Source organism: Paucibacter sp. KCTC 42545 (assembly GCF_001477625.1).
Taxonomy (GTDB): Bacteria; Pseudomonadota; Gammaproteobacteria; order Burkholderiales; family Burkholderiaceae_C; genus Paucibacter_A.
The window spans coordinates 1,655,019-1,680,510 of the sequence record NZ_CP013692.1 but is presented as its reverse complement, the minus strand read 5'-3'; the positions used below and the strand labels follow the sequence as shown (position 1 = coordinate 1,680,510).

Sequence of the window (25,492 nt, the reverse complement as noted above, 5' to 3'; positions counted from 1 at the left end):
AAAGCGCTCAAGCCTCGAAGGAAATCGAGGCCAAGACCACCTGATTGCCGCCGCGCCGCTGGGCCTCGGCCACCGCCGCCTCGCTAGCTGCCTGTAATTCGTCCTTCTTAGACGCGGTATGCGGGAAACTGGATACCCCCATGGACAGCGACAAGCCCATATCGAGCCCGTTCGTCACGATGATCTGGGTGGCGCATTGGCGCCGCAGCTGTTCCATGCGCGCATGCGCGGTGGCCAAGCCCACGCCAGATAGCAAGACGGCAAAGTGCGTCTCACCGATGCGGCAAGCCGCGTCCATGGCGCGGGTATTGGCGCGCAGCATGCGGCCCATGCCTTCGAGCAGGCGCTCATTGGCCTCAGCGCCGATTTGCTCCACATTGGCCGGCAAGGGGTCCAGCGCGATGATGACCAGGGCGAACTCCCGGTGCTCGCGGGTGGACAAATCAATTTCACGCAGCAGCTGGTCGTCGAACTGGGCGCGCAGATAGAGGCCCGACAAATCGTCGCGGCCACTGCCCTGCTGCAACTCGCGCCGCACCTGTTCCAGATTCTTTTGCTGCTGCTCGATCTGCAGCAAGGCGCGCTGCAAATGCGACTCGCGGTGGCGCTCTTCGGTGCGCTCGTGCCACACCGCCAACAAGAAGTCTTTGTTCAGAGCGATGCGCGTGACGGTGAACTCGCGCCGGCGGCCACCCAGCTCCAGCCTGTGTTCGCTGACCACCACCGACTGCTGCGCCATCACCGCCTGTTCGACCCGGCGGATGCTGACCGCCTCTTCGGCGCGCATCAGCTCGCTGTCATTGCTGCCCACCAGGGTGGCTTGTGCAAACAACTGCGCCAGGCCCGCGCTTGCAAAAACATAACGCCCGGACACCAGTGACTTGACGGCTGCGAAGTTGTTCAGGGGCTCGATCAAGCCAACCCAAGCGGCGGCGACGCCTTGAGCCAGCTCGGCATGCGCACCAAGCCATTGCTGCAAGCTGCCCGGCGGGGGCGAAGTGTCATCGCGCGAAAGGGCTGAAATGTCCATGAATCCTCGAAAATTAGCCATGACAAACAAGTAGCCCTGCGGCAGCACTACACATCAGCAGCCATCGCAGATCACAACAGAGCGAATGTAGACGCGCTCTACTTGCCTGAGCAAGAGTCAGGGCGCTGTAGCGCACACTTTCCCCCTAGGTTGGCAGTGCGGTCGATGGTACCCACAACATGCGGCGTTAGCAGGCCGAAAAGCATAGCTTTTTGCGCGTTTGATTGGCTTGCCGCCACTCAATCAAGGGGTATTCGCGCATTCTTGACCAAGGCCGGCCAGCGCCAACTGCCGTTTAGCCTTTCGGCGGGACAATAGCGAGCCGCGCAACACGGGTTTGCGCGAACTGCCGGAAAAATTTTGAACATGCAATTTGACTTGATCGTGGTGGGTGCTGGCGCAGCTGGCTTGTTTTGCGCCGGCATGGCTGGGCAACGTGGCCAGCGCGTTTTGCTGATCGACCATGCCGAAAAGGTGGCGGAGAAGATCCGCATCTCCGGCGGCGGGCGCTGCAACTTCACCAACCGCGATGTCGGCCCGGCCAACTTTCTGTCCGACAACCCGAATTTCTGCCGCTCGGCCCTGGCTCGCTACAGCTCACAAGACTTCATCAGCCTGGTGCAAAAGTACGGCATCGCCTTTCACGAAAAGCACAAAGGCCAGCTCTTTTGCGACGACTCGCCCGAGCAAATCATCGCCATGCTGCTGCGCGAATGCGAGCTGGGCGGCGTGCAGCGCTGGCAGCCCTGCACCGTGGCCAGCGTCCAGCACAGTGCTGAGCGAGGCTTCGAGCTGGAAACCTCGCGCGGGCCGGTGCAGGCACCGCGCCTGGTAGTTGCCACGGGCGGCCTGCCGGTGCCGAAGATTGGCGCTAGCGACTGGGGCATGCGCCTTGCGCAACGTTTCGGCCACAAAATTGTCGAGCCCCGCCCGGCCCTGGTGCCGCTGACCTTTGACGCCGAGGCCTGGGCGCCCTTCGCCAGCTTGTCCGGCTTGTCGCTGCCGGTCGCGGTCAGCACCGGCAAAGGAAAAACTCAAGGGCGCTTTCTGGAGGATTTGCTGTTCACCCACCGCGGTTTGAGCGGCCCAGCGATTCTTCAGATCTCCAGCTTCTGGCAAGAAGGCCAGGCACTGCAGATTGATCTGGCGCCAGAAGCGGATTTGGGCGAGCAGCTGCAGGCTGCCAAAAGCGATTCCAAGCGCCAGCTCGGCAATGTGCTGGCAAGCCTGTTCCCGCAGCGCCTGGCGCAGGCCTGGCTGGAACGCTTAGGGCTGCAGAGCCAGCGACCCATGCCGGAATGCAAGGATAAAGACCTGCAAACCCTGGCCACCCAGCTGCAAGCCTGGCAGCTCACGCCCAATGGCAGCGAGGGCTGGCGCAAGGCCGAAGTGATGCGCGGCGGGGTCGATACCCGCGAGCTGAATTCGCAAAATATGGAGAGCAAACGGGTGCCTGGCCTTTACTTCATTGGCGAGGTGATGGATGTCACCGGCTGGCTGGGCGGCTATAACTTTCAGTGGGCTTGGGCCAGTGCAGCAGCTTGTGCACGTTCCCTGGACGCAAATTTGTCAAATTGATAAATTTCAGGCTACAATCTTCGTCTTTGCTGGCAAACCATGCGCGTCGATTCGCCACTGATCCAATATAAAAATTGGTTTGGTGCTGAGGCGGATTTCCGGATAAGCCGTTTCAGACGCTTTTCAGAACGTAGTTCAATGTTCTAAAAAGTGACTGGCGAACACCGAGCGCTACTTGAAGGAATTACCTTTTCATGACCACTATTCGCGTCAAAGAGAACGAGCCATTTGATGTGGCACTGCGCCGCTTCAAGCGCACTATCGAAAAACTGGGCTTGCTGACCGATCTGCGCGCCCGCGAGTTTTACGAGAAGCCCACGGCTGAGCGTAAGCGCAAGAAGGCTGCTGCCGTCAAGCGTCACTACAAGCGCGTGCGCAGCATGCAGCTGCCCAAGAAGCTGTACTGATCCCTTCGATACTCGCAAGTAGCCCCGGCGTCTTGCGAAGTTCAGAGATCTGCTAGAAAGAGCCCGCACAGGACGCTGTCGCGGGCTTTTTCTTTTACTACCCCACCATTTCCACGAATTACCTTCCCTCTCTGCCAAGGACTAGCCATGAGCTTGAAAGACCGCATCACCGACGACATGAAGAACGCCATGCGCGCCAAGGAAGCCGACAAGCTGACCACCATCCGTGGCCTGCTGGCAGCCGTGAAGCAAAAGGAAGTGGATGAGCGCGTGGTGGTGGACGATGTGGCCTTGATCGCCATCGTCGATAAGCTGGTCAAGCAGCGCAAAGACTCCATCACCCAATTCATCGCCGGCGGTCGCCAGGATCTGGCCGACAAGGAAGCTGCCGAGCTGAGCATCCTCGAAGCCTATCTGCCGCAGCGCATGTCGGCCGAAGAAATCACGGCTGCCGTGGGCGCCATCGTGAGCGAATTGGGTGCCAAGGGCGCCGCCGATATGGGCCGCGTGATGGCCGCCGTCAAGGCGCAGCTGGCAGGCAAGGCCGATATGGGCCTGGTGTCGGGCGCCGTCAAGCAAGCCCTCAGCAACTGAGTTCTGCCCAAGCGAGGTCAGCATCATGAGCCTACCTATCCAAGCCCTGACGCCTGAGCTGTGCGTGGCCCCGCAATTGGCGCCACAAGCGATGCAGGAAGCCGCAGACGCCGGTTTCAAGAGCGTGATCAACAACCGCCCCGATTTCGAAGGCGGCCCCGATCAGCCCACCAGCGCCGACATGGCCCAAGCCGCCGCAGCAGCGGGCTTGGCTTACCAGCATCTGCCCGTGCAGGGCGGCTACCAGTCGCCGGAAGAAATTGAAGCCTTCCGCGCGCTGCTGGACAGCCTGCCCAAACCGATTCTGGCCTTCTGCCGCTCAGGTGCGCGCTCGTCGCGCCTGTTTGCAGCGGCTTCGGCACTCTGATTCCTCGGTAGTTTCCCTGGATCAGCGGCGTTTCGCCCGGCAAGGGCAGCGCGCCTCGCTACAGTGACACATCGGGCGCTTTGCGCCCTTCACTTTTTGTTGGTTGGCCCAAGCCGCCAGCAGAGGATGTGTCATGAATGCCCTTCTTGCCCTCGCCCGGGCGATCGATCGACTCAGCGCCCGCTTTGGCCGCCTGGCCAGCTGGGCGGTGCTGCTGTCTTGCCTGATCAGCGCCGCCAATGCGCTGGTGCGCTACGGTTTTGACTACAGCGCCAACGCCTTCACCGAAATCCAGTGGTACCTCTTTGCTGCCTGCGTGATGCTGGGCGCGGCCGAGGTGCTCAAGCTCAATGAGCATGTGCGGGTGGACCTGCTTTACAGCCGCCTGTCCGGGCGCGGCAAGGTCTGGCTGGATCTCCTGGGCCTGGTGTTTTTCCTGCTGCCCGTGATGGCCTATCTGGCCTGGCTTTCCGCCGATATGTTCTGGCTCAAACTCAGCACCGGCATGCAGCCGGGCGATAGCGTGGCCAGCCTAGGACTTGGCCCCTATCTGTGGAAGCTGTTCAGCAGCGGCGAAGTGTCGGCCAATGCCGGCGGCCTGATCCGCTGGCCGGCCGCGCTGCTGCTACCCCTGGGCTTTGGCCTCGTTTGCTTACAAGGCTTGGCCGAGCTGATCAAGCGCGCGGCCTGGCTGAACCATCGCCTGGAGATGGACATTCACTACGAAAGGCCGCTGCAATGATGATGGCGATGGAGAGCTTCCCGCCGCTGATGTTCGCGGGCCTGATCGCCGTTCTGCTGATTGGCTTCCCTGTCGCCTTTTCGCTGGCGTCCCTAGGCCTGGCTTGCGGCTTTTTTGCGGTCTCGCAAGGCTGGTTCCCGGCCGAGTTCATGAGCAATCTGCCGCAGAACGTCTTTGGCATCTTGTCCAACGACTTGCTGCTGGCCATCCCTTTTTTCACCTTGATGGGCGCCCTGCTGGAGCGCTGTGGCCTCGCCGAGGACATGCTCGACTCGATGGGCCAGCTCTTCGGCCCGGTGCGCGGCGGCCTCGGCTATTCGGTCATCATCGTCGGCTTCATTCTCGGCGCCATCACCGGCACGGTGGCCGGCCAGGTGATTGCGATGGCGATGATCTCGCTGCCGGTGATGATGCGCTACGGCTACAACATGCGCTATGCCACCGGCGTGCTGGCGGCCTCGGGCACTATCACGCAGTTGGTGCCGCCCTCGCTGGTGCTGGTGGTGCTGGCCGATCAGCTGGGCCGCTCGGTGGGCGATATGTACAAGGCCGCCTGGGGCCCCTCGATTCTGCAGGTGCTGATCTTTGCGATCTACACCTTTGCGCTGAGCCGCATCAAGCCGGACTATTTACCGGGAGTGCCAAAGTCGGCCCGCACCCTGCAAGGCTGGGCGCTGTGGAAGAAATGCCTGCGCGGCATCATCCCTTCCGCGATTCTGATCTTCGCCGTGCTGGGCAGCATGGGCGGCTTGCCGGGCATCAACACCGCCATTTGCACCCCCACCGAGGCCGGCGCCATGGGCGCAGTCGGCGCCTTCATTCTGGCCGCCCTGCATGGCCGCCTGAATTGGCCCCTGGTGCGAGAAGCCATGGCCGGCACCATGCGCATCACCGCCATGGTGGTGTTCATCCTGATCGGTTCACGCACGTTTTCGCTGGTGTTTCAGGGCGTCGAGGGTGGCATCTGGATCGAGCAATTGCTGAGCCATTTGCCAGGCGGGCAGATCGGCTTCTTGATCGCCGTAAACATCTTCATCTTCTTCCTGGCCTTCTTCCTCGACTTCTTCGAGATCGCCTTCATCATCCTGCCCTTGCTGGGACCGGTGGCTGACAAGATGGGCATCGACCTGGTCTGGTTCGGCGTGATGCTGTGCGTGAATATGCAAACCAGCTTCATGCACCCGCCCTTCGGCTTTGCGCTGTTCTATCTGCGCGGCATTTCCGACACCTTGTTCAAAAGCGGTGCCATCCCGCGCAAGGTCGAATCGGCCGACATTTACATGGGCGCCATTCCCTGGGTGCTGATGCAGCTGATCCTGGTGGCGGTGGTGATATTTGTGCCGCAGTCGGTCACCTTCTTCCTGGACAAGGAGAAAGCCGTGGACATGAATCAGGCGACCGAGTTGCTGCAGAACATGGGCAAGGCCGCGCCAGCACCAGAACCAGCTTCTGGCTCAAGCGCCCCGGCAGACGGGGCTGAAGATGACCCCATGGCGGCTGTGCGGCGCGCTATGGAACAGGATGCCGCCAAGAAGTAAGGCCTGAAAAGACGCCCCACCCATCAGGCCTGTTCCGCACTAGTGCGGCCCGGCCTGATCTAGGTCACTCTTGCTTAGAGCTTTTGCGACTGCATGAAGTCGTCGAACTTCGCCTCGGTGAAGCGGAACCAGATGTTCTGGTCGCGGCGGAAGGTGGCGAAGTCTTCGTAGACCTTCTTCCAGCGCGGATTCTTGGCCGACAACTCAGCGTACACCGCTTGCGACTCCTTGAACGCGATGTCCATCACGTCCTTGGGGAAGGGGAAGAGCTTGGTGCCCGAGCCCACCAATTGCTTGAGCGCCTGAGGATTTCGGGCGTCGTACTTGGCCTGCATATCCACATGGACCATGGCCGAGGCGCACTCGACGATGGCCTTGTACTCGGCGGGCAGGCTGTCAAAGGACTTGGTGTTGATGAAGAAGTCCACCTGCGGGCCGCCCTCCCACCAAGCCGGGTAGGCGTAGAAAGGCGCCACCTTGTTGAAGCCCAGTTTCTGGTCGTCGTAAGGACCCACCCATTCGGCCGCGTCCACCGTGCCCTTTTCCAGGGCCGAATAGATTTCGCCACCCGGCAGATTCAGCGGCACCGTGCCCATGCGCTCCAAAATGCGCCCGGCGAAACCGCCGACGCGGAACTTGAGGCCCTTCATATCCGCCACCGACTTGATTTCCTTGCGGAACCAGCCGCCCATCTGCGCGCCGGTATTACCGCCGGGGAAATTGATGATGTTGTAGCCGCGGTAGAACTCGCGCATCAGCTTGAGGCCATTGCCCTCCACCATCCAGGCCGTCATTTGCCGGCTATTGAGCCCGAAGGGAATGGCGCAGCCCAGGGCGAAGGTTTCGTCCTTGCCGAAAAAATAATAGGGCGCCGTATGCGCCATCTCGACCGCGCCGCTTTGCACGCCGTCCACCACCTGGCCCGGCGGCATCAACTCGCCGCCGGCATGGGTGGAGATTTGGAACTTGCCACCGCTCATCTCGCCAACCTTCTTGGCGAAGAGCTCGGCCGCGCCGTACAGCGTGTCCAGCGACTTCGGGAAGCTCGAGGCCAGGCGCCAGCGGATGGCCGTCTGCGCATGCACCACAGCGGGCGCGGCGCCGGCGGCCAGAACACCGGCCAGGCCGGCGTGGCTAACGAAGGATCGACGTTGCATGAAAGGTCTCCTGATCGGTTGTGAGTTTTTCTATCACAACGATTCTAGGGAAGCCTCTCCACCCTTCCGCAGGGGCAAACCCGCCCTGCCCCTCGGCCCATCAACTTTAGCTGCCGGCGAGTTTCATTTTGCTGATCAGCAGCGAGCCGACCGTCTTGCCGCCCATGGTGTAGGTGTCGCGGCCGATGCCGATGATGTTTTGGAACATCTCCGGCAGGCTGCCGGCAATCGTCACCTCATGCACGGGGAAGGCGATCTCGCCGTTCTCAACCCAGTAGCCGCTGGCGCCGCGCGAGTAGTCGCCGGTGACGTAGTTGACGCCCTGCCCCATCAGCTCGGTCACGAACAAGCCCGTGCCCAGACGGCGCAGCATGGTGGGCAGGTCATCGCCCGGCGCAGTGAAGCGGCTGGTCATGCGCAGATTGTGCGAACCACCGGCATTGCCGGTCGTCTTTAGCCCCAGCTTGCGGGCTGTGTAAGTGGACAAGAAATAGCCTTGCAAAACGCCGGCGTCGACCACCTTGCGGGCACGCGTGGTAACGCCTTCGTCGTCGAAGGGCGAACTGCCCTTGCCCTTGCGCTCATGCGGATCCTCGGCGATGTCGATGTGCGAGGCCAGCACCGGCTTGCCCAGGCTGTCGAGCAAAAAGCTGGCGCGGCGATACAGCGCCCCGCCGCTGGTGGCCTGCACCAAGGCACCCAAGATGCCGGCGGCAGCGGAGTTCTCGAACAGCACCGGCACCTCGGCCGTGGCCACACGGCGCGACTTCAAACGCGACAAGGCGCGCTCGGCGGCATAGCGGCCGATGGCCTCGGGCGAAGCCAGATCATTGGCGTCGCGCATGGAGCTGTACCAAGCGTCACGCTGCATATTCGCACCGCGCCCGGCAATAGGCGCCACCGAGATGGAATGGCGCGAGCTGGCATAGCCACCACGGAAGCCGCGGCTATTGCCCGAATAGAAATGCGAGGTCTGGGCCGAGACAGCAGCGCCTTCGCTATTGGTGATGCGCTTGTCAGTGGCGAAGGTCGCGGCCTCGCAGCGCAGGGCGATCTGCGCAGCCTCGTGCGCGTCGATGACCCAGGGGTGGAACAAGTCCAGCTCCGGGCGGGCGCTGGCGTCCAGCGACAAATCTTCCGGGTCAGGCAAGCCGGCAACGGGGTCTTCGGCCGTGAAGCGGGCGATGTCGAAAGCAGCGCGCACCGTGTCGCGCAGGGCCTTGGGCGAAAAGTCGGAAGTGCTGGCATTGCCGCGACGCTGGCCCACATAGACCGAAATGCCCAGGGACTTGTCGCGGTTGCGCTCCACATTCTCCAACTCACCCATGCGGGTGGACACCGACAGGCCGCAGCCCTCCGACACCTCGGCCCCGGCGTCACTGGCACCGATGCGCTTGGCCTCGGCCAACACATCCTCGATCAATTCCTGAAATTGCTCCACCCGATAGGCAAAACCGCTGCCTGCGGCGGACGATTGGGCGGACTGAGCGGGGGAAATAGGTGAGGAAGGCAGGTCGAGCTTGGGCATGAATATGAGCTTTGGGAGTGAAGCGGCCGACAAATCAGCAAAGCCGTAAGGCCCGGCTGGGCGGCAAAGCGCAGAACTGGGGGACAATCATAAGGTCGCGGAGCCATGCCAGCGCATCCGCAGCCGCTTTACTCAAAGCGCGCCAAAACCAGCAGCACCGCAGCAATATGAGAACACAAGAAGAATTCCCCTCAGAGGACGACGACTTTGATCGTCCCAGTAAAAGCCAGCTCAAGCGCGACATGCTTGAGCTGCAAGATCTCGGCGAAGATCTGCTGACCTTGCCGGCCAGCCGTATCGATCCCTTGAATTTGCCCGAAATTCTGGCCGACGCCATCAAGGCAGCCAAGAAGATCACCGCCCATGAAGGCCGCCGCCGCCAGATGCAATACATCGGCAAGCTGATGCGCCGGGTCGATCCTGAGCCACTGCGCGAGGCCGTTGCCGCCTTCAAGCTTGGCCATGCCAAGGACAGCCTGGCCCTGCACCAGAGCGAAGCCTGGCGCGAACGGCTGCTGAAGGATGACGCCGCCCTGCAGAGCTTCATCCAAGAGCACGAAGGCATCGACGTGCAACAACTGCGCAGCCTCGTGCGCGCCGCCCGCAAAGATGCTGCGCTGGAGCCTGAAAAGCGCAGCGGCCGCGCCTACCGCGATCTATTCCAGTTCATCAAGGCTGAGCAATTGCGCGTCAACCCCAAGGAGGCAGCTTCCGACCCCGATGAGGAAGCCGCCGATGAGTGAGGCGAAGCCTGCGCCGACATCGGAGCCGGTGCGCATTGGCATCGTCTCCATCAGTGACCGGGCCAGCAGTGGCGTTTACGAAGACAAAGGCCTCCCGGCCTTGCAAGACTGGCTGAGCCGCGCGCTGCGTAACCCGGTCAGCTTCGAGCCACGCCTGATTCCCGACGAGCGCGCGCTGATCGCCCAGACCTTGCGCGAACTGGTGGACGAGGCCAAGTGCGACCTGGTGCTGACCACCGGCGGCACCGGCCCGGCGCTGCGCGATGTGACGCCCGAGGCCACACTGGATGTGGCGGACAAAGAAATGCCCGGCTTCGGCGAGCAGATGCGGCAAATCTCGCTGCGCTTTGTGCCCACAGCCATTCTGTCTCGCCAGGTGGCGGTTATTCGCGGCCAAGCCTTGATCATCAATCTGCCCGGTCAGCCCAAGGCAATCGCCGAAACACTGGAAGGCCTCAAGAGTTCAGACGGCGAAACCCTAGTCGCCGGCATCTTTGCGGCCGTGCCTTATTGCATCGATCTGATTGGTGGGCCGTACCTGGAATGCCGCGAAGAAGTGATCAAGGCATTTCGGCCGAAGTCCGCGCAGCGGCCAGTAGCCGGCTAAGTGCAGAGCATGGCGGGAGCCATGCCCGGCCCCAGATGCGCGAGCCAAGCAGTTTCGCGAGACGCGCAGTTGCTTACTTGACCAAGCGGCTCAGTGAGGCCGCATCAAAGGTCTCATCCTGCTGCGCATCATCCGGCACGCAATTGCCCATCTTCTCGCCCGAAGCGGCCGAGAGTTTGCACACCGCCTGCCAGAGCAAGGCAATTTGATGGTCTTGCAGGGCTGCGCTGTCAATCAAGCCGCGCATGGCTTGCGCCATCGGGTCATCGCCTTGCGACACACCGTAGGCCGAAAAACCCATGCGCGCGGCCACTTCCTCGCGCTTGGCATCGGCCTTGGCCTCGATGATGCGGGCCGGGTTGCCCACGGCGGTGGCGCCGGCCGGCACCGGCTTGGTGACCACCGCGCCCGAGCCCACGCGGGCACCTGCGCCCACCGTGAACCCGCCCAACACGCAGGCATTGGCGCCGATGATGACGCCGGCCTCCAGCGTCGGGTGGCGTTTGGCGCCCTTGACCAGCGCGGTGCCGCCCAGCGTCACGCCTTGGTAAATGGTGCAGCCTTCGCCGATTTCGGCCATCTCACCGATGACGATGCCCATGCCGTGGTCGATGAAGACACGGCGCGCGATGGTGGCACCGGGATGAATTTCGATGCCGGTGAAAAAGCGCCCCAGGTGCGAGATGAAGCGGCCCGCCCATTTCAGCCCATGGGTCCAGCACCAGTGCGCCACGCGATGGAACATCAGGGCGTGCAGGCCGGGGTAGCAGGTCAACACCTCCCAGGCGGATCGCGCAGCAGGGTCGCGCTCAAGAATGCAGGCAATGTCTTCGCGCAGGCGATTGAACATGATGGGGGCGTGGGCGGGGAGCCGGATCGGAACAGGGGCCGGCCAGTTTAGCGGGCCGCGCCGAATCACGTCAGGCGCACCCTTGAAACGGCTGCCTAGCCAGGGCTTTAATCGGACGGCCCAACGATCAGATAGCCGGCCAGTCCGCGAATCCGACCAGCCGACTTCAGTCTTCGCTATTCGATCCCGTCTTGGCGCCCGCAGCCGCCGCAGTCTTGAGCATGGCGCGCGCCACGCCGCGCCAGATATGCACTTCTTCCTTGGTCAGCTGCGCGCGATTGAACAGCTGATTCAGGCGCGGCATCAGCTTGCCGGGGAGTTTGGGGTCTAGATAGTCAATCGCCTCCAGCCCTTGCTGCAGATGCGTCAGCAAGCCTTGCACGGCGGGCATATCGGCCAGCTGCGGGTCAGGCGTGCGCGCCTGCACCGCAAATCCACCCAGGGCTTGGCGCCAGTCATAGGCCAAGAGCTGCACGGCTTGGGCCAGATTGAGCGAGCCGTAGTCGGGGTGGGTGGGAATCGACAAGACGGCGTGGCAGCGATACACATCCTCATTGCTCATGCCGTAGCGCTCGGAGCCGAACACCAGCGCCAGTTTGTGATCGCTGGCGGCCAGCTCGGCAAACAAATCGCGCGGCGCGCGCAGCGGCGGGCCGAAGTCGCGCGGCGTCATGGCCGTGGCGCAGGCAAAGGTGCAGCCGTCCAGGGCTTCATCGAGCGTGGCGACGATGCGCGCGCGCGCCAGAATGTCGGCCGCGCCACTGGCCATGGCCACGGTTTCTTCCTGACACAGCACATCAGCGAAGCGCGGCGCCACCAGCACCAACTCGGAAAAACCCATCACCTTCATGGCCCGGGCCGTGCTGCCCACATTGCCCGGATGGCTGGTTTGAATCAGAACAAAACGTGTCATAAGTTGGCCGCCGCACAGCAAAGCTCGACGCGCACAGGTTTAAGCGGTTAAAATCAGGGATTATCCGGGGTCGCTAGCTCGACTCTGCGAGATGCTCTTTATTTTTGCCAGTCCACCTCACCCGCTGCCTTTTCTTCGCAAAAGCGTCAGCGGTCAAATATCAAGGTTCTACGAATGACGCAGCAAGCCGCTCTCCATCCCATGCTCAATGTCGCCATCAAGGCGGCGCGTGCAGCTGGTGCCATCATCAATCGGGCCTCCATGGACCTCGATATTCTGCGCATCAACACCAAGTCGCCCAATGACTTCGTGACCGAGGTGGACCAAGCCGCTGAGCAAATCATCATCGAAACCCTGTTGCAAGCCTATCCCGACCACGGCATCCTCGCCGAAGAGTCGGGCCGCGAGCATGGCAACAAGACTTCTGAGTTCGTCTGGATCATCGATCCGCTGGACGGCACCACCAACTTCATCCACGGCCTGCCGATGTACTGCGTGTCGATCGCGCTGGCGCATCGCGGCGTGGTGCAGCAAGCCGTCGTTTACGACCCCACCCGCAACGATTTGTTCTACGCCACCAAGGGTCGCGGCGCCTTCATGAACGACCGCCGCCTGCGCGTGTCTAAGCGCACCCGCCTGAGCGACGCGCTCATCGGCACCGGCTTCCCCTTCCGCCGTGGCGACAACTTCAAGCGTTATATGAAGATGTTTGAAGCCGTGATGGTGGAATGCGCCGGTCTGCGCCGCCCAGGCGCCGCCGCCCTGGACCTCTGCTATGTGGCCGCCGGCTACTACGACGCCTTCTTTGAAACCGGCCTGCAGCCTTGGGATGTGGCGGCTGGCTCTCTGATCATCACCGAAGCCGGTGGCCTGATCGGCAACTTCACTGGTGAGTCCGACTTCATGCATCAGCGCGAAGTGCTGGCCGGCAGCCCCAAGATCTACGGCCAACTGGTGCCTATCCTGGCACCCTACACCCGCGTGATCAAGGAAGAAGAAGCCGCTGCCGACGCCGCCGGCGTGGGCAAAGACAGTGCCGCCGCCGCAAACGCCGCTGATGCCGTGGCCGCAGCCGCCGCGCCGAAGAAGCGCGCCGCCGTGCGTATCCGCAAGGGCGAAGAAGGCGACGAACAAGCTTAAACAAAGCAATCCACACGAAGGGAACTAAACTCCGTCCCAAGCTTCGTGTCACACCAAACAAAGCCCTCTTCCGAGGGCTTTGTTCATTTTTCCGCCCATTTCCTCACTCATGAGTCAAACCCCAGACTTCTCGGCCCACACCCCGGTGATGGCGCAATACCTGCGCATCAAGCATGAACATCCGGACGATCTGGTGTTTTTCCGCATGGGGGATTTCTACGAAGTCTTTTTTGACGACGCCCGCCAAGCCAATGCCTTGCTGGACATCACCCTGACCACGCGCGGCCAAAGCGCGGGCGAGCCGGTGGTGATGGCCGGTGTGCCGGTCAGCGCGCTGGAGTCCTATCTGGCCAAGCTGATCAAGCTGGGCGTGCCGGTGGCGATTGCCGAGCAGGTGGGCGATGTGGCCACCAGCAAAGGCCCGGTGGAGCGCAAGGTGGTGCGCGTGGTCACCCCCGGCACCGTGACCGACACGGAATTGCTGGCCGACAAGCAAGACTCGGTGCTGATGGCCGTGGTCACGCAAGGCAAAACCTACGGCCTGGCGTGGCTGTCGCTCACCCAAGGCCATATCGGCTTGGCCGAATGCAGCGACAAAGAGCTGCCCTCCTGGCTGGCGCGCTTGAGCCCGGCCGAGGTGCTGGTGGACCGCGAACGCCAGCCCGCCGCAGTGCTGGCCGCGCGTGCGCCCATCACCAACCGCCCCAGCTGGCAGTTCGACAGCGCCCTGGGTGCACGCAAGCTGTGTGAGCAACTGGCCGTGGCCAGCCTGGCCGGCTTCAATGCACAAGAGTTGAAGGCGGCCCACGCCGCCGCTGCCGCCTTGTTGAGCTATGCCGAACACACCCAGGGCCGTGCCCTGGCGCATGTGAAGGCCTTGACGGTACAGCGCAGCGGTGAGCTGCTGGACATGCCTCCCGCCACCCAGCGCAATCTGGAACTGGTGCAGACCTTACGCGGCGAAACCTCGCCCACGCTTTTGTCCTTGCTGGACAGCTGCCGCACTGGCATGGGCAGCCGCGCCCTGCGCCATTGGCTTTTGAACCCCAAGCGGCAGCGCACCGAAGCGGTGGGCCGCCACGATGCGATCGACGCTTTTTTGCGCAGCAGCCCCGAGCCGCTGCGCGAAAGCCTGCGCCAGGTTTCGGATGTGGAGCGCATCGCCGCCCGCATTGCCCTGCGCCAGGTAAGGCCACGCGAGCTGGCGGGCTTGCGCGCCACCTTGCAAGCCTTGCCCGCCCTGCACAACACCTTGCCGGCAGGCAGCGCCTTGATTGACGAGCTGGCCGCCGGGCTGCGCGCCTCGCCGCATATCGAAGAACTGCTGCGCCGCGCGATTGCCGAGGAACCGGCAGTGCTAGTGCGTGACGGCGGCGTCATCGCCAGCGGCTTTGATGCGGAGCTGGACGAGCTGCGCGCCATCAGCCAGAACTGCGATGCGTTTTTGCTCGACCTCGAAACCCGCGAACGCAGCCGCACCGGCATCGCCAATCTGCGGGTGCAGTACAACCGGGTGCATGGCTTTTACATCGAGGTCACGCAAGGCCAGGTGGACAAAGTGCCGCTGGACTACCAGCGCCGCCAGACGCTCAAAAACGCCGAGCGCTACATCACGCCCGAGCTGAAGGCCTTTGAAGACAAAGCCTTGTCGGCGCAAGAGCGGTCCTTGTCGCGCGAGAAGCTGCTGTTTGAGCAGATCCTCGACCAGTTGATTGAAGAATTGGCACCGCTGACCCTGCTGGGCCGCGCCCTGGCCAGCCTGGATGCGTTGGCCGCACTGGCCGAGCGCGCCAGCAGCCTGGGCTGGTGCCGGCCCGAGTTTGTCAGCCAGCCCTGCATCGCCATCACCGCAGGCCGGCACCCGGTGGTGGAAGCGCGCCTGCGCGAGACCGGCGCGGGTGAGTTCATGGCCAATGATTGCCAGTTCGACGCCCGCACCCGCTTCGCCGTCATCACCGGCCCGAATATGGGTGGTAAGAGCACCTTCATGCGCCAGGTGGCTCTGATAGCCTTGCTGGCGGCCATGGGCAGCTATGTGCCGGCCACTGCCTGCCGCCTGGGGCCGCTGGACGCCATCCACACCCGCATCGGCGCGGCGGATGACCTCGCCAACGCCCAGTCCACCTTCATGCTGGAGATGACCGAGGGCGCGGCGATTTTGCACAGCGCTACCGAACAATCGCTAGTGCTGATGGATGAGATCGGTCGCGGCACCTCCACCTTTGACGGCCTGGCCCTGGCCGGCGCCATCGCCAGCCATCTGCACGACAAGACCCGCGCGTTCACGCTGTTCGCGACGCACTATTTCGAGCTGACCGAATTCCCCACCAAGCACCCGCAAGCCATCAACTGCCATGTTGGCGCGGTGGAGAGCGGCGAGAACATCGTCTTCCTGCACGAGATTCAGCCCGGCCCCGCCAGCCGCAGCTATGGCGTGCAAGTGGCACGCTTGGCCGGCATGCCCGCCAGCCTGGTGCGCCAGGCGCGCGCGACGCTGGAAGCGCTAGAAGCCAAGGCCAGTGCAGGTGACGTACAGATCGATTTGTTTGCCGCGCCACCGGAACCCAGCAGCCCTGCCGCCGAGGTGACAAGTGCGTTGCAGCAGGCGATGAATGATGTGAACCCAGACACCCTCAGCCCCCGCGAGGCCCTGGACCTGATCTACCAACTCAAACAACTGAGCCTTCCCGCATGAGCGCCGCCGCCAGCAAGACCCTTGTTTTCTCGCACGCCAATGGCTTTGCCTCGGGCTGCTACCGCGTGCTGTTTGAAAGCTGGCGCGCTGCTGGCTGGCAGGTCCACGCCCTGCCCCAATTCGGCCACGACCCCAAATTTCCCGTCACCAGCAACTGGCCGCATTTGCGCGATCAGCTGATCCATTTCATCGAGCGCGAAGTTCAGCCGCAAATGACCACGCCGGGACCGGTGATGCTGCTTGGCCACTCGCTGGGCGGCATGCTGAGCTTGCTGGCCGCTTGCCGGCGTCCCGATCTGGCCCAGGGCCTGCTGCTGCTGGACTCCCCCGTTTTCACCGGCTGGCGCGCCCATAGCGTGCGGGTGATGAAGGCCACGCGCTTGATGCCGCGGGTGTCTCCGGGCCGCATTGCCCAGCAACGCCGCCACGAATGGCCCGACCGGGCCGCGGTATTGGCCCACTTTGCCGCCAAGCACAAATTCGCCCGCTGGGACCCGCGTGTCTTGCAAGACTATGTGGACAGCGGTTTCGAAGAGCGCCATAGCAAGACGCATATGAAGTTTCACCGCGAAGTGGAAACCCGCATCTACGACACCCTGCCGCATCACCTGGGCCCCTTGCTCAAGCGCCACCCGCCGCAATGCCCGGTGGCCTTCGTGGCCGGCACCCAATCCGAAGAGCTGCGCCAGACCGGGGTAGGTGCCTCCAAAGCCCTGGCCGGCAGCAATTTTCACTGGATGGAGGGCAGCCATCTTTTCCCCTTCGAGCGCCCCGATGACACGGCCGCTTTGGCCCTGCAATTGCTCGATGTGATGCGTGCGCAGCGCGCGCTCTGACATCGTCGACACGGCTTCGCCCGAATTCGGGCCGCCACCTCGCTATAATCACTTTTTACCACCACAGCGTTTTTGAGACGCTGCAAGACATGACCAAATACGTCTACGTCACAGGCGGTGTGGTGTCCTCACTCGGCAAGGGCATCGCATCAGCTTCTTTGGCTGCCATCCTCGAATCGCGCGGCCTTAAAGTCACCCTCATCAAGCTCGATCCCTACATCAATGTGGATCCGGGCACGATGTCGCCCTTCCAGCACGGCGAGGTCTTCGTGACCGAAGACGGCGCGGAAACCGACCTCGATTTGGGCCACTACGAGCGCTTCATCACCACGCGGATGAAGAAGGCCAATAACTTCACCACCGGCCAGATTTATATGTCCGTGCTGGAGAAGGAACGCCGCGGCGACTACCTGGGCAAGACCGTGCAGGTCATCCCTCACATCACCAACGAAATCCAGGATTTCGTGCGCCGTGGCGCCGGTGCTGGCACGCCTGACGCCGTGGATGTGGCGATCGTGGAAATCGGCGGCACGGTGGGTGACATCGAGTCCCTGCCCTTCCTCGAAGCCGCGCGCCAGATGAGCCTGAAGGCCGGCCCGAACAACGTCGCCTTCGTGCACTTGACCTATGTGCCCTGGATCGCTGCAGCCGGCGAGCTGAAGACCAAGCCGACCCAGCACACAGTGCAAAAGCTGCGCGAAATCGGTATTCAGCCCGACGCCTTGCTGTGCCGCGCTGACCGCCGCATCCCCGACGACGAGCGCGAAAAGATTTCGCTCTTCACCAATGTGCCCGAGTACGGTGTGATCTCCATGTGGGACGTCAACACCATCTACAAGGTGCCACGCATGCTGCACGAGCAAGGTCTGGATCAGCTGATCTGCACCAAGCTGCAACTGAACACCCGCTCGGCCGATCTGAAGCGTTGGGACACCCTGGTCAACGAGGTTGAGAACCCCGCCAAGGACGTCACCATCGCCATGTGCGGCAAGTACACCGACCTGTCGGACAGCTACAAGTCGCTCAACGAAGCCCTGCGTCACGCCGGCATCCACAACCACTCGCGCGTCAACATCGAGTATGTAGACAGCGAAATGCTGACGGCCGACAACATCGATCAGTTGAAGCAATTCGATGCGGTGCTGGTGCCCGGCGGTTTCGGCAAACGCGGCGTGGAAGGCAAGATTCTGGCCGCCCAATATGCCCGCGAGCACAAAGTGCCTTACCTGGGCATCTGCCTGGGCATGCAGGTCGCCACGATCGAATACGCACGCCATATGGCAGGCCTGGCTGGCGCTAACTCGACCGAGTTCGATCCCGAGTCGCCGCATCCGGTGATCGCCCTGATCGACGAGTGGCAAGACGCTGACGGCAGCATCCAAAAGCGCGACGAGAAGAGCGACCTCGGCGGCACCATGCGCCTGGGCGCGCAAAGCTCGGACGTGGCCCCCGGCACGCTGGCCTATGACATCTACGGCCCGGTTGTGACCGAGCGTCACCGCCACCGTTTTGAAGCCAACGAGCAATACCTGGAGCGCCTGCAAAGCGCCGGCCTGGTGATCTCGGCCATCACCCAGCGCGAAAAGCTGACCGAAATGGTCGAGCTGCCGCGTGCGGTGCACCCCTGGTATGTGGGCGTGCAATTCCACCCGGAATTCAAGTCCACCCCTTGGGACGGCCACCCGCTGTTCACGGCCTTCATCAAGGCCGCCCTGGATCACAAAGCCGCAGCGTGAGCCTGAACTGACCGCATGAGCAGCGCCTACATCCTTGCCAACGTCCAAGTGACCAACCCCGTCCAGTACGGGGAGTACATCAAATTCTCCAGCCAGGCCATGCAAGCCCATGGCGCGGAGGTTTGCGTGCGCGGCGGCAAGGTGGAGGTGCTGGAAGGGGACTGGGCGCCCGAGCGCGTGGTGCTGCTCAAGTTCCCTTCGCTGGCTGCGGCCAAAGCGTTTTACGAATCCCCCGAATACAGCCAAGCTCGGCAGGCCCGCGCCGGCGCCGCTGTGATGCGCATGGTGTTGATCGAAGGCGTTTGAGACCCGCAACACAAGACGCGGCGGCAGCCGTCCTCTTGTTCTGCGCTGGTAACGCAAAACTGGCACCATGCACGGCTTGAATTGAGATTTTGACCTTTTGGAGACTGAAGAATGAGTGCCATTGTTGACATCGTCGGCCGCGAAATCCTTGACAGCCGCGGCAACCCCACCGTTGAGTGCGATGTGTTGCTGGAATCCGGCGTGATGGGCCGTGCCGCTGTGCCCTCGGGCGCCTCCACCGGCTCGCGTGAAGCCATTGAACTGCGTGACGGCGACAAGAGCCGCTACCTGGGCAAGGGCGTGTTGAAGGCGGTTGAGCACATCAACAGCGAAATCTCCGAAGCCGTGCTGGGCCTGGACGCTTCCGAGCAAGCCTTCCTGGACCGCACCTTGATCGAGCTGGACGGCACCGACAACAAGGGCCGCTTGGGCGCCAACGCGATGCTGGCCGTCTCCATGGCCGTGGCCCGCGCTGCGGCCGAAGAATCTGGCCTGCCCCTGTACCGTTACTTCGGCGGCATGGGCGCGGTGCAACTGCCGGTGCCGATGATGAACGTCATCAACGGCGGCGCACACGCCAACAACAGCCTGGACCTGCAAGAGCTGATGATCATCCCCGTCGGCGCACCGAGCTTCCGTGAAGCCGTGCGCTGGGGCGCGGAAGTGTTCCACGCGCTGAAGAAGATCTTGCACGACAAGGGCATCAGCACCGCCGTGGGCGACGAAGGTGGTTTCGCGCCTAGCGTCGAGAACCACGAAGCCGCCATCCAGATGATTCTGGACGCGATTGCCCTGGCCGGTTACACCGCTGGCGAGCAAATCGCCATCGGCCTGGACTGCGCTGCCAGCGAGTTCTACAAGGACGGCAAGTACGTGCTGGAAGGCGAAGGCGGCCTGCAGCTGACGGCCCAAGAGTGGACCGATATGCTGGCCACCTGGTGCGACAAGTACCCCATCATCTCGATCGAAGACGGCATGGCCGAAGGCGACTGGGATGGCTGGAAGCTGCTGACAGAGCGTCTGGGCAAGAACGTGCAGATCGTGGGCGATGACTTGTTCGTCACCAACACCAAGATCTTGCAAGAAGGCATCGACAAGGGCATCGCCAACTCGATCCTGATCAAGATCAACCAGATCGGCACCCTGACCGAGACCTTCGCCGCCATCGAGATGGCCAAGCGCGCCGGCTACACCGCCGTGATCTCGCACCGCTCAGGCGAAACCGAAGACTCGACCATTGCTGACATCGCCGTCGGCACCAATGCCGGCCAGATCAAGACCGGCTCCATGAGCCGCTCTGACCGCATGGCCAAGTACAACCAGCTCCTGCGCATCGAAGAGGACCTGGGCGATGTGGCCTTCTACCCCGGCCGTAAGGCTTTCTACAACCTGCGTTAAAACAGGTTTGGTGCATTGAGATGCGGCCCTGGTGCGAATTGCACCCGGGCCGTATTGCTAATTGCTCACGTCATTCGGCCGCAAGAATTGGCCACGAGCTTTGGTTACACTGCCAACGTGAAATCCATCAGCTTCATCCTCGCTGCGTTTTTGCTCATCATCCAGGCTCAGCTCTGGCTGGGCAAAGGCAGCCTGCCGCGCGGCGCCCAGCTGCGTGAGGAGCTGGCCAAGGCCCAAAGCGCCAATGAACAAGCGCGCGGCCGCAATGCCCAAATCGAGGCCGAGTTGCGCGACTTGCGCGAGGGCCTGGAGATGGTGGAAGAAAAAGCCCGCAACGAGCTGGGCATGATCAAACCCGACGAAATCTACGTCCAAGTTCGGCGCTGAGCTTCCCGAATCGCTTTAGCCCAGAACCCCATGATGGACGACCTGCTGCAGTTGCTGCAACCCCTTCTGACGCCCGCCTTCACCCTGCTGGGCAGCCCGATTACCTGGACCGAAGTGCTGGCCTTTGTGATGGCCGTGTGGATGGTGATCTGCAATATGCGGGTCCATGTGCTGGCTTGGCCGCTGGCCATCCTCAGCTCCTTGCTTTACTTCTTGCTCTTCTGGAACGGCAAGCTGTATGGCGAAGCCTCACTGCAATTGATGTTCGCAGGCCTGGCCGTTTGGGGCTGGTGGCAATGGCTGCGCGGCAAGGATGATCAAGGCCAGCAACTGCGCGTGCGGCGCCTGAGCCCACGCGGCCTGGGCGCGGCCGTGCTGCTCACCCTGCTGGCTTGGCCCGTGCTCGGCCTGTTCTTGCATCACCAAACCGACTCCACCCTGCCTTACTGGGATGCCCTGCCGACGGTGGCCAGTCTGCTGGGCCAGTGGTTGCTGGGACGCAAGTACCAAGAAAACTGGTCGGTGTGGGTGTTGGTCAATATCGTCAGCGTGACCCTCTTTGCCTACAAGGGCTATTGGCTCACTGTCGTGCTCTACGCCGTGTTCATTCCCATGTCTGTGGCCGGTTGGCGCGCTTGGCAAAAGCAGCTGCCCGCCGCTAGCCACGCCGCATGAGCCTCTCTAGCCCTACGTCCCCGATTCAGCCGCAGCCGGGCTTGTTGATCGCCTTGTTGGGCGCCGAGAGCACCGGCAAATCGGTGCTGGCCCAGGGCTTGAGCCAAGCGCTTGAGCAGGCCACCGGCCTGCGCTGCACCACCGTGCCCGAGTATTTGCGCGCGTGGTGCGACCAGCATGGCCGCACCCCACTCGCCAGCGAACAGCTGGACATTGCCCGCATGCAAGCGGCACACATCGATGCCGCCGCCCAGACCCATCAGTTGGTGGTCTGCGACACCACGCCGGTGATGACGGCCGTCTACAGCCAGCTGCTGTTTCAAGACAGCAGCTTGTGGCCCGAGGCCCTGGCCTTTCAGCGCCGCTGCAGCCTCACCCTCGTCACCGCGCTGGACTTGCCCTGGGTGGCAGACGGCATGCAGCGCGATGGCCCTCAGGTGCGCGCGCCGGTCGATGCCGCCCTGCGCCAAGGCTTGATTCAGGCGGGCTTGAGCTGGTCGGTGGTTTCGGGCAGTGGGGCGGCGCGGCTGGAATCAGCACTCAACGCCGTCAGCCCCTTGCTGATGAAACGCCATGGCGTGCCCGCCATGCCGGCACGCGGCTTGTTCACCCGCTTAGATGAGCGCCAAGCCAATCTGCCGGCGTGGCAATGGCTGTGCGAGAAATGCGATGTGCCGGAGTGCGAGCACCAGAGCCTGCGGCTGGCGCAGAAACTGGCCTAAGGATAAAAGCCAGGGCCGCTGCAAGCAGCTCGCCCTGCGCCCTCAAAGCGTTTACTGAACCGTCTCGGTGCCGCCGGGCTGGGCCAAGTCCGCCGCGAAGAGCGCACCCATGTCCACGGCATCGAAGTGATATTGCAGGCCGCAGAACTCGCAGCCGATTTCCACATTGCCACGCTCGGCCAGAACGCTGTTAACTTCCTCCACACCCAAGCCCTTGAGCATCTGGCCAACCCGTTCACGCGAGCAGCTGCAGGCAAAGCGAGGCGTCAGCGGCTCGAAGCGGCGCACGGTTTCTTCCCAGAACAGGCGGCGCAGCACGGTGTCGGCATCCAGGGTCAGCAACTCCTCGGACGTCAAAGTCGCGGCAAGCATGCTGATGCGATTGAAGGCATCCGACAAGCCGATGTCGTCCTCATGCTTGCTGCCGCCCAAATTGCCCACGCCCTCCAGCGGCAGGCGCTGAATCAAGAGGCCGGCGGCCATCTCGTCGTTGGCGGCCAAGACCAGCTTGGTGTCGAGCTGTTCGGACTGCAGCATGTAATGCTCCAGCACCTCGGAGAGCTTTTGCAGCGGCTCGCGCTGGTCGCCATGCAAGGGCACCACGCCTTGGTAGGGCTGCTGGCCCGGGAACTTGTCCTTGGGGTCCAGGGTGATGGCGCAGCGACCTTGGCCGTGCACATTCAGCATGGCTTCGAGTTGCGCGCCCTCGGGCACCTCGCCCACCAGCTTGGCGGTGGCACGGAAGCTCAAATCATGCTGCGCTTCGGCCACGGCCAGCTTGACCGGCCCGTCACCAAACACCTGCAGCACCAAGGCGCCGTTGAACTTGATATTGCTCTGCATCAGCACGGCTGCCGCGGCCATTTCGCCGAGCAAGGCGCGCAACTCCGGCGGATGGGCACCGACGGTCTCACGGCGCTTGAGCACCTCACGCCAGCCTTCGGTCAGGCGCACCAAGATGCCGCGCACGGGCAGGCCTTCGAACAAGAATTTGTGCAGTTCACTCATCAGTCAATTTCTCTAATTCAGTGGGTGACAGAGTGAGTCGCTGTTGGCGCGAGGTCTGCCACGCCGGTTCAAGCCAGCTTCTTCAGGCCGCGCGCGTAGGCGCGGCCGTTCTCGATGTAATGGGCGGCGCTGAGCTTCAGGCCTTCGATCTGCTCGGGGCTCAAGGGGCGAATCACCCGCGCCGGGCTGCCGACGATCAGCGAGCCGTCCGGGAACTCTTTGCCCTCGGTCACCAGCGCGCCCGCGCCCACCAGGCAATGCTTGCCGATCTTGGCGCCGTTGAGCACGATGGCACCGATGCCGATCAGCGAATAGTCGCCCACCGTGCAGCCATGCAGCATCACTTTGTGCCCCACGGTCACGCCCTCGCCCAGCACCAGCGGAAAGCCATGGTCGGCGTGCAGCACCGAGGCGTCCTGGATATTGCTGCGCGCGCCGATGGTCAGCGATTCGGTATCGCCACGCAGCACCGAGTTGAACCACACGGTGACATCTTCACCCAGCGTGACCCGTCCGATCACCTCGGCGCTGTCGGCCACCCAAGCCGAATCGGCGACGGTGGGGGCATCCTCATCCAGTTGATAAATGGCCATTGCGTTTCAAACTCCAGGGCAGGCACTGCAGAGCTATTGCCCTGCTTGCAGCAAAAACGAATGATTTTACCGGCCAGCCCAATTCCGCGTGCAGGCGGGACAATGTGGGCATGGAAATTCGTCGCCGCGCCCTGGAAGTCCTCCGTATCCCCGACCCCGCCCTGAAAGCCGCCGCCGCCCGCGAGCTCTATCAAGCCGCCTTGGCGCAAGTGCAGCAAGGCCTCGCGCTGGATACCGACACCGTCTTCACTACCCCTGCCGACCTGCCCGGCCGCCCGGTCCGGCCACGGCTGCTATCGGCCTTGCAAGTGCCGCATCGCTCGCCCTTCACCCGCGAGGGCAGGGCTGCGCTGATTCACGCCATTGCCCATATCGAATTCAACGCCATCAATCTGGGCCTGGACGCCGCCTGGCGCTTCGCCGGCATGCCAGTGCAGTTTTATCTGGACTGGCTGCAAGTGGCCGCCGAAGAGGCCCTGCATTTCAACCTGCTGCATGAACATCTGCAGCAGACCCTCGGCCATACCTACGGTGACTTTGATGCCCACGACGGCTTGTGGACCATGGCCGAAAAAACCGCTGCCGATGTGCTGGCCCGCATGGCCCTGGTGCCGCGCACCTTAGAAGCGCGCGGCCTGGATGCCACGCCGCCCCTGCAGGCCAAACTGGCGCGTGCAGGGGATCAACGCGCGGTGGACATTCTCGACATCATCTTGCGCGATGAGATCGGCCATGTGCAGATTGGCAACCACTGGTACCGCCACTGCTGCCGCGAGCGCGGCCTGGACCCGATTGCGCTCTACCCCGAGTTGGTGGCGCGTTATGAGGCGCCGCGCCTGCGGCCGCCCTTCAATTTCGATGCCCGTGAAGCCGCCGGCTTCAGCGCCGAAGAGCTGGCTTACTTGCGCAGCTGATAATTGAGGGCTTTGCCGCCCTTAGCCCGCCCTTCCCGGCTCTCCCTGCCTCAGCTTCCTCCATGACACGCGTTCAAGCCAACTTCCTGCTCGTTTTCATCGCTCTGATCTGGGGATCGGCCTTCGTGGCCCAGGCGCAAGCCATGGCGCATCTGGGGCCTATGTTGTTCACCGGCGTGAGGTTTTTGATCGGTGCGCTGGTGATCACGCCCTTCGTCTGGATGGAGTGGCGCAAGCAGTCGGCCCGCGGCAAGGCATTGAAGCCGCGCGACTTCGGCAAGATCGGTGCGCTGGGTAGCTTGCTGGTTTTGGGAGCGGCCATGCAGCAAATCGGCATCGTCAGCACCACGGTCACCAATGCCGGTTTTCTGACCGCGCTCTACGTGCCCTTGGTGCCGGTGCTGGGCTGGCTGCTCTTGCGGCAGTTGCCGCATTGGTCGGTGTGGCCGGGGGCGCTGGCCTGTTTAGTGGGGGCCTTCTTGTTGTCGGGCGCGCAGCGACTGGAGATCGGCACCGGCGACCTCTGGGTGATCTGTTCGGCCCTGCCCTGGGCGGTACATGTCTTGATGGTGGGCCGGGTGGCTGATCACATGGCCGCCCCCTTTGCCGTTGCCTTCGGGCAGTTTGTCGTCTGTGGTTTGCTGGCCCTGGCCTGGGGCCTGCTGTTCGAGACCAATCAATGGGCCGATGTGCAAGCCGCGCTGAGCCCCTTGCTCTACACCGGCGTGTTGTCGGTCGGCGTGGCTTTCACCGCGCAGGTGGTGGCGCAGCGTTACGCGCATGCAGCGGACGCGGCCATCATCTTGTCCTCCGAGACCTTGTTCGCCGCCGCCTTCGGCTTCGTGCTGATGGGCGACCGGCTCAGCCCCGCCGGCTGGCTGGGCTGCGGCCTGATCTTCGTCAGCATGGTGATGGTGCAGTTGCTGCCTACCCTGAGCAGCTTGCGCAGCAGCTGGAATTCGCGCGAGGCGTGACGCACTCAGCAGCGGCCCACTCCAGATGGGGCGAGCCGCTGCTGAGGGATGAGC

26 protein-coding genes are annotated in these 25,492 nt (G+C 62.9%); 19 read left to right on the top strand and 7 right to left on the bottom strand.

Annotated features, from left to right (window positions below; all coding sequences use genetic code 11):
* Window positions 1–7: 7 nt before the first annotated feature.
* A complete protein-coding gene (locus AT984_RS07515) occupies window positions 8–1,030 on the bottom strand; it encodes a GGDEF domain-containing protein (protein ID WP_058719563.1) in 1,023 nt (340 codons plus the stop codon).
* 366 nt (window positions 1,031–1,396) lie between these two features.
* Between AT984_RS07515 and AT984_RS07510 the strand changes: the two genes are divergently transcribed.
* From AT984_RS07510 to AT984_RS07485, 6 genes are all read left to right on the top strand, one after another.
* Entirely contained in the window at window positions 1,397–2,608 is a 1,212-nt protein-coding gene (locus tag AT984_RS07510) for an NAD(P)/FAD-dependent oxidoreductase (RefSeq protein WP_197418272.1), read from the top strand.
* 194 nt (window positions 2,609–2,802) lie between these two features.
* Complete coding sequence (gene rpsU, locus AT984_RS07505; protein ID WP_007833691.1) at window positions 2,803–3,015, top strand: 30S ribosomal protein S21; 213 nt, start codon at window positions 2,803–2,805, stop codon at window positions 3,013–3,015.
* A 147-nt stretch (window positions 3,016–3,162) separates the two neighbouring features.
* Window positions 3,163–3,609, top strand: coding sequence for a GatB/YqeY domain-containing protein (locus AT984_RS07500; RefSeq protein WP_058719562.1), 447 nt, complete (start codon window positions 3,163–3,165; stop codon window positions 3,607–3,609).
* A 25-nt stretch (window positions 3,610–3,634) separates the two neighbouring features.
* Complete coding sequence (locus AT984_RS07495) at window positions 3,635–3,976, top strand: TIGR01244 family sulfur transferase (RefSeq protein ID WP_058719561.1); 342 nt, start codon at window positions 3,635–3,637, stop codon at window positions 3,974–3,976.
* Between the two features lie 133 nt (window positions 3,977–4,109).
* On the top strand, window positions 4,110–4,718 hold the full coding sequence (locus AT984_RS07490) for a TRAP transporter small permease subunit (RefSeq protein WP_058719560.1): 609 nt from the start codon (window positions 4,110–4,112) through the stop codon (window positions 4,716–4,718).
* A 2-nt stretch (window positions 4,719–4,720) separates the two neighbouring features.
* The gene (locus tag AT984_RS07485) at window positions 4,721–6,256 is read left to right on the top strand and encodes a TRAP transporter large permease (protein ID WP_058722157.1); all 1,536 of its coding nucleotides are present in this window, start codon (window positions 4,721–4,723) and stop codon (window positions 6,254–6,256) included.
* Between the two features lie 74 nt (window positions 6,257–6,330).
* On the opposite strand, the gene AT984_RS07480 is transcribed toward AT984_RS07485, so the two are convergent.
* Window positions 6,331–7,413, bottom strand: coding sequence for a TRAP transporter substrate-binding protein (locus AT984_RS07480; protein ID WP_058719559.1), 1,083 nt, complete (start codon window positions 7,411–7,413; stop codon window positions 6,331–6,333).
* 106 nt (window positions 7,414–7,519) lie between these two features.
* Window positions 7,520–8,941 carry a metalloprotease PmbA gene (gene pmbA, locus AT984_RS07475; protein ID WP_058719558.1) on the bottom strand — a complete coding sequence of 474 codons (1,422 nt, stop codon included), beginning with the start codon at window positions 8,939–8,941 and terminating at the stop codon, window positions 7,520–7,522.
* Between the two features lie 167 nt (window positions 8,942–9,108).
* Between pmbA and yjgA the strand changes: the two genes are divergently transcribed.
* Both yjgA and mog read left to right on the top strand, forming a co-directional pair.
* Window positions 9,109–9,684, top strand: coding sequence for a ribosome biogenesis factor YjgA (gene yjgA, locus AT984_RS07470; RefSeq protein ID WP_082679849.1), 576 nt, complete (start codon window positions 9,109–9,111; stop codon window positions 9,682–9,684).
* Window positions 9,677–10,291 (top strand): molybdopterin adenylyltransferase, encoded by a 615-nt coding sequence (mog, locus tag AT984_RS07465; protein WP_058719557.1) that lies wholly within the window; start codon window positions 9,677–9,679, stop codon window positions 10,289–10,291. Before yjgA ends, mog begins: the two co-directional genes overlap by 8 nt.
* Before the next feature lie 73 nt (window positions 10,292–10,364).
* On the opposite strand, the gene cysE is transcribed toward mog, so the two are convergent.
* Together cysE and AT984_RS07455 are read right to left on the bottom strand one after the other, a co-directional pair.
* On the bottom strand, window positions 10,365–11,141 hold the full coding sequence (gene cysE, locus AT984_RS07460) for a serine O-acetyltransferase (protein ID WP_058719556.1): 777 nt from the start codon (window positions 11,139–11,141) through the stop codon (window positions 10,365–10,367).
* Window positions 11,142–11,307: 166 nt separating this feature from the next.
* Window positions 11,308–12,054: an RNA methyltransferase gene (locus AT984_RS07455; RefSeq protein ID WP_058719555.1), complete on the bottom strand. Its 747-nt coding sequence runs from the start codon at window positions 12,052–12,054 to the stop codon at window positions 11,308–11,310.
* Between the two features lie 174 nt (window positions 12,055–12,228).
* On the opposite strand from AT984_RS07455, the gene AT984_RS07450 reads away from it, so the two are divergent.
* From AT984_RS07450 to AT984_RS07410, 9 genes are all read left to right on the top strand, one after another.
* Window positions 12,229–13,194: an inositol monophosphatase family protein gene (locus tag AT984_RS07450; protein ID WP_058719554.1), complete on the top strand. Its 966-nt coding sequence runs from the start codon at window positions 12,229–12,231 to the stop codon at window positions 13,192–13,194.
* 109 nt (window positions 13,195–13,303) lie between these two features.
* On the top strand, window positions 13,304–15,889 hold the full coding sequence (gene mutS / locus AT984_RS07445; protein ID WP_058719553.1) for a DNA mismatch repair protein MutS: 2,586 nt from the start codon (window positions 13,304–13,306) through the stop codon (window positions 15,887–15,889).
* Window positions 15,886–16,725 (top strand): alpha/beta hydrolase, encoded by an 840-nt coding sequence (locus AT984_RS07440; protein WP_058719552.1) that lies wholly within the window; start codon window positions 15,886–15,888, stop codon window positions 16,723–16,725. The genes mutS and AT984_RS07440 overlap by 4 nt, the downstream gene beginning before the upstream one ends.
* Window positions 16,726–16,814: 89 nt before the next feature.
* Window positions 16,815–18,461 carry a CTP synthase gene (locus AT984_RS07435; RefSeq protein WP_058719551.1) on the top strand — a complete coding sequence of 549 codons (1,647 nt, stop codon included), beginning with the start codon at window positions 16,815–16,817 and terminating at the stop codon, window positions 18,459–18,461.
* 15 nt (window positions 18,462–18,476) lie between these two features.
* On the top strand, window positions 18,477–18,767 hold the full coding sequence (locus AT984_RS07430) for a DUF1330 domain-containing protein (protein ID WP_058719550.1): 291 nt from the start codon (window positions 18,477–18,479) through the stop codon (window positions 18,765–18,767).
* Window positions 18,768–18,878: 111 nt separating this feature from the next.
* Window positions 18,879–20,165 carry a phosphopyruvate hydratase gene (eno, locus tag AT984_RS07425; protein ID WP_058719549.1) on the top strand — a complete coding sequence of 429 codons (1,287 nt, stop codon included), beginning with the start codon at window positions 18,879–18,881 and terminating at the stop codon, window positions 20,163–20,165.
* Window positions 20,166–20,282: 117 nt separating this feature from the next.
* A complete protein-coding gene (locus AT984_RS07420; RefSeq protein WP_058722156.1) occupies window positions 20,283–20,552 on the top strand; it encodes a septum formation initiator family protein in 270 nt (89 codons plus the stop codon).
* A 30-nt stretch (window positions 20,553–20,582) separates the two neighbouring features.
* Window positions 20,583–21,227 (top strand): nicotinamide riboside transporter PnuC, encoded by a 645-nt coding sequence (pnuC, locus tag AT984_RS07415; protein WP_058719548.1) that lies wholly within the window; start codon window positions 20,583–20,585, stop codon window positions 21,225–21,227.
* Window positions 21,224–21,949 carry an AAA family ATPase gene (locus AT984_RS07410; protein ID WP_058719547.1) on the top strand — a complete coding sequence of 242 codons (726 nt, stop codon included), beginning with the start codon at window positions 21,224–21,226 and terminating at the stop codon, window positions 21,947–21,949. The genes pnuC and AT984_RS07410 overlap by 4 nt, the downstream gene beginning before the upstream one ends.
* Window positions 21,950–22,000: 51 nt before the next feature.
* Here the strand turns inward: AT984_RS07410 and hslO are convergent, their stop codons facing one another.
* The gene (gene hslO, locus AT984_RS07405; RefSeq protein ID WP_058719546.1) at window positions 22,001–22,957 is read right to left on the bottom strand and encodes an Hsp33 family molecular chaperone HslO; all 957 of its coding nucleotides are present in this window, start codon (window positions 22,955–22,957) and stop codon (window positions 22,001–22,003) included.
* 68 nt (window positions 22,958–23,025) lie between these two features.
* Window positions 23,026–23,550, bottom strand: a complete 525-nt coding sequence (locus AT984_RS07400; RefSeq protein ID WP_058719545.1) for a gamma carbonic anhydrase family protein — start codon at window positions 23,548–23,550, stop codon at window positions 23,026–23,028.
* Between the two features lie 110 nt (window positions 23,551–23,660).
* On the opposite strand from AT984_RS07400, the gene AT984_RS07395 reads away from it, so the two are divergent.
* Window positions 23,661–24,464: a ferritin-like domain-containing protein gene (locus AT984_RS07395; RefSeq protein ID WP_058719544.1), complete on the top strand. Its 804-nt coding sequence runs from the start codon at window positions 23,661–23,663 to the stop codon at window positions 24,462–24,464.
* Window positions 24,465–24,526: 62 nt separating this feature from the next.
* Window positions 24,527–25,438, top strand: coding sequence for a DMT family transporter (locus AT984_RS07390; protein ID WP_058719543.1), 912 nt, complete (start codon window positions 24,527–24,529; stop codon window positions 25,436–25,438).
* The last annotated feature ends 54 nt before the right edge of the window (window positions 25,439–25,492 follow it).

Excerpts from the sequence above, each read along its gene's own strand:
- AT984_RS07515 (WP_058719563.1), bottom strand. The coding sequence starts at position 1,030 with ATGGACATTTCAGCCCTTTCGCGCGATGACACTTCGCCCCCGCCGGGC.
- AT984_RS07510 (WP_197418272.1), top strand. The coding sequence starts at position 1,397 with ATGCAATTTGACTTGATCGTGGTGGGTGCTGGCGCAGCTGGCTTGTTT.
- rpsU (WP_007833691.1), top strand. The coding sequence starts at position 2,803 with ATGACCACTATTCGCGTCAAAGAGAACGAGCCATTTGATGTGGCACTG.
- AT984_RS07500 (WP_058719562.1), top strand. The coding sequence starts at position 3,163 with ATGAGCTTGAAAGACCGCATCACCGACGACATGAAGAACGCCATGCGC.
- AT984_RS07495 (WP_058719561.1), top strand. The coding sequence starts at position 3,635 with ATGAGCCTACCTATCCAAGCCCTGACGCCTGAGCTGTGCGTGGCCCCG.
- AT984_RS07490 (WP_058719560.1), top strand. The coding sequence starts at position 4,110 with ATGAATGCCCTTCTTGCCCTCGCCCGGGCGATCGATCGACTCAGCGCC.
- AT984_RS07485 (WP_058722157.1), top strand. The coding sequence starts at position 4,721 with ATGGCGATGGAGAGCTTCCCGCCGCTGATGTTCGCGGGCCTGATCGCC.
- AT984_RS07480 (WP_058719559.1), bottom strand. The coding sequence starts at position 7,413 with ATGCAACGTCGATCCTTCGTTAGCCACGCCGGCCTGGCCGGTGTTCTG.
- pmbA (WP_058719558.1), bottom strand. The coding sequence starts at position 8,941 with ATGCCCAAGCTCGACCTGCCTTCCTCACCTATTTCCCCCGCTCAGTCC.
- yjgA (WP_082679849.1), top strand. The coding sequence starts at position 9,109 with ATGAGAACACAAGAAGAATTCCCCTCAGAGGACGACGACTTTGATCGT.
- mog (WP_058719557.1), top strand. The coding sequence starts at position 9,677 with ATGAGTGAGGCGAAGCCTGCGCCGACATCGGAGCCGGTGCGCATTGGC.
- cysE (WP_058719556.1), bottom strand. The coding sequence starts at position 11,141 with ATGTTCAATCGCCTGCGCGAAGACATTGCCTGCATTCTTGAGCGCGAC.
- AT984_RS07455 (WP_058719555.1), bottom strand. The coding sequence starts at position 12,054 with ATGACACGTTTTGTTCTGATTCAAACCAGCCATCCGGGCAATGTGGGC.
- AT984_RS07450 (WP_058719554.1), top strand. The coding sequence starts at position 12,229 with ATGACGCAGCAAGCCGCTCTCCATCCCATGCTCAATGTCGCCATCAAG.
- mutS (WP_058719553.1), top strand. The coding sequence starts at position 13,304 with ATGAGTCAAACCCCAGACTTCTCGGCCCACACCCCGGTGATGGCGCAA.
- AT984_RS07440 (WP_058719552.1), top strand. The coding sequence starts at position 15,886 with ATGAGCGCCGCCGCCAGCAAGACCCTTGTTTTCTCGCACGCCAATGGC.
- AT984_RS07435 (WP_058719551.1), top strand. The coding sequence starts at position 16,815 with ATGACCAAATACGTCTACGTCACAGGCGGTGTGGTGTCCTCACTCGGC.
- AT984_RS07430 (WP_058719550.1), top strand. The coding sequence starts at position 18,477 with ATGAGCAGCGCCTACATCCTTGCCAACGTCCAAGTGACCAACCCCGTC.
- eno (WP_058719549.1), top strand. The coding sequence starts at position 18,879 with ATGAGTGCCATTGTTGACATCGTCGGCCGCGAAATCCTTGACAGCCGC.
- pnuC (WP_058719548.1), top strand. The coding sequence starts at position 20,583 with ATGATGGACGACCTGCTGCAGTTGCTGCAACCCCTTCTGACGCCCGCC.
- AT984_RS07410 (WP_058719547.1), top strand. The coding sequence starts at position 21,224 with ATGAGCCTCTCTAGCCCTACGTCCCCGATTCAGCCGCAGCCGGGCTTG.
- hslO (WP_058719546.1), bottom strand. The coding sequence starts at position 22,957 with ATGAGTGAACTGCACAAATTCTTGTTCGAAGGCCTGCCCGTGCGCGGC.
- AT984_RS07400 (WP_058719545.1), bottom strand. The coding sequence starts at position 23,550 with ATGGCCATTTATCAACTGGATGAGGATGCCCCCACCGTCGCCGATTCG.
- AT984_RS07395 (WP_058719544.1), top strand. The coding sequence starts at position 23,661 with ATGGAAATTCGTCGCCGCGCCCTGGAAGTCCTCCGTATCCCCGACCCC.
- AT984_RS07390 (WP_058719543.1), top strand. The coding sequence starts at position 24,527 with ATGACACGCGTTCAAGCCAACTTCCTGCTCGTTTTCATCGCTCTGATC.